Source organism: Kamptonema sp. PCC 6506 (assembly GCF_000180455.1).
In the GTDB taxonomy this organism is placed as follows: domain Bacteria; phylum Cyanobacteriota; class Cyanobacteriia; order Cyanobacteriales; family Microcoleaceae; genus Kamptonema; species Kamptonema formosum.
This window is the reverse complement of record NZ_CACA01000175.1, coordinates 1-2,569: the sequence shown is the minus strand read 5'-3', so window position 1 is coordinate 2,569 and position 2,569 is coordinate 1. Positions and strand designations below refer to the sequence as shown.

General features: G+C 43.1%; 1 protein-coding gene. It reads left to right on the top strand.

What is annotated here, in order from left to right; all coding sequences use genetic code 11:
* On the top strand, positions 1-2,529 hold a 2,529-nt coding region (locus OSCI_RS31400), incomplete at its 5' end, for an amino acid adenylation domain-containing protein (RefSeq protein ID WP_148288836.1).
* Positions 2,530-2,569 lie beyond the last annotated feature (40 nt).

Sequence of the window (2,569 nt, the reverse complement as noted above, 5' to 3'; positions counted from 1 at the left end):
GAGAAAAACCCTGGATACAGCTTAAGCTCTGGGAACCTGGCTTATGTAATTTACACTTCGGGGTCTACAGGCAAACCCAAAGGCGTACTGGTGGAGCACCGAGGACTATACAACCTCGCCAAAGCACAGATTCAGATATTCGACGTGCAACCGAACAGCCGCGTCCTCCAGTTTTTCTCTTTGAGCTTCGATGCTTCGGTCTTTGAGGTTGTGATGGCCTTGGTGGCGGGAGCGACGCTAGTAATGGGAACGCGGGACTCCCTGCTACCTGGAGCAACTCTGATTCAGCTTTTGCGCGACTATGCGATCGCTATTGTTGCGCTAGCACCATCCGTGCTAGCGGTACTGCCCTTTAACAAACTACCAGCGTTGCGGACAATAATAGTTGGTGGGGAAGCCTGCTCCCCCGACCTCATAGTTAAATGGTCATCAGGTCGTCGGTTCTTTAACGCTTATGGGCCGACCGAATCCACCGTCTGTGCCACCATTGCTGAATGTACCGATAGTAAAGAGCCACCGTCCATCGGTCGGCCCATTGCTAACACACAGGTTTATATTCTAGATGCCCAAAAACAGCTTGTCCCGATCGGCGTGCCCGGAGAATTATACATTGGTGGTGCTGGTTTAGCACGGGGCTACCTCAACCAACCCGAACTAACAAGCGATCGCTTTATTCCCAACCCCTTTAGCCACGAATCGGGTTCTCGCCTCTATAAAACTGGCGATTTAGCCCGCTATCTACCCGACGGCAATATCGAATTTTTAGGTCGTATCGACCACCAAGTGAAAATTCGGGGCTTCCGCATTGAACTTGGCGAGATCGAGGCAGTGTTAAGCCAACACACCGCTGTCCGACAAGCTATAGTAGTAAACCGCGAGGATGTACCGGGCGACAAGCGCCTGGTAGCTTATATAGTTCCTGAAGAGAAACATATCCAACCATTACATCAGCAAGAGGGCCAAGAACTGGGTCAGATAGAATTATGGCCATCAGTAGCAGAATACTTCGTCTATGACGAATTGTTATATTATGCTATGACCAATGATGAGCGTAGAAATCATAGCTACAAAGTAGCCATTAACCAGTTAGTAAAAGATCGAGTAGTTGTTGAGGTTGGTACGGGTAAAGATGCGATTTTAGCTAGGTTTTGTGTAGAGGCCGGAGCCAAAAAGGTATATGCGATTGAAAGAAGTGAGGAATCTTACCGACTAGCAAAAGCTTGTATTAAAAATCTGGGTTGGGAAAACAAGATAACTTTAATTCATGGTGATGCAACCCAGGTTAACTTGCCCGAACAGGCGGACGTATGTCTGTCAGAAATTGTCGGTGCCATTGGCGGATCGGAAGGTGCAGCAGTGATTTTGAATAGTTCCCGCAGATTTCTGAAGGAAGATGGAATCATGATTCCTCAGAGAAGTATTACCAAAATAGCTGCTGCTTATCTGCCTGATGAATTGTTAGATAATCCACAGTTTAACGATGTTCCCGGTTATTACACTAATAAAATTTTCGAGCAAGTTGGATATCCTTTCGATCTAAGGTTATCTATTAAGAAATTTCCCAAATCTCATCTTATCTCAAACAGTGATACTTTTGAAGATTTGAATTTCAATACTCACCTTAACCCAGAATACCGTATTGAAATCAATCTCACGATTACAAAAGAGTCAAGATTAGACGGTTTTCTAGTGTGGCTGAACTTACACACAATTGAAGGAGAAGTCATAGATATTATCGAGCATGAGTATTGCTGGCTACCAGTCTACTTTCCGGTATTCTATCCGGGAATTCAGGTTTCAGAAGGAGATACAATCAAAGCAGTTTGTATTGGAACTCTATGCGATAATAACTTGAACCCTGACTATAAAATTGAAGGTATTTTGATTAGGGGAAATGGGCAATTTATTGAGTTTGAATACGAATCTTATCACCATAAAAAAGTGTTTAAACACAACCATTTCTATGAATTATTGTTCTCCGAAAATGGTCACAAAACACATCATAAATATCACTCTGAAGTATTACCTAAAGAGATTAGATATTATCTTAAGGAGCGTTTACCTGACTACATGATTCCTTCAGCTTTTGTGATTGTAGATGAATTGCCGCTGACACCAAACGGTAAAGTAGACCGCAAAGCACTGCCAGCTCCTGGTGTTATTAACCTAGATTGGGAAACAAATCATATTGCACCCCAAACTGATATTGAACAAGCTATAGCTACGGTTTGGCAACAGGTATTAAACTTAGAAAAAGTAGGTATCGATGATAATTTCTTCGATCTAGGCGGTCATTCATTATTGATGGCTCAGGCTCATAGCAAACTGCGCGAAGTGGTGGACAGAGATGTTTCAATCCTGGAAATGTTTAAATATCCAACAATCAGTTCTTTGGCTAAGTATTTAAGTCAGGAGCCAGAGGAAAAACATTCTTTTCGATCAAATCGAGACCAAATCAAAAAACAAAAACAAGCTATCAATCGCCAAAAGCAAAAACAACGCTCGCAAGGAAAGAGTAAAAATGGATAATTCTCGCTTTCAAGTGGGAGCAGGCGATCGAGTCCTCTAA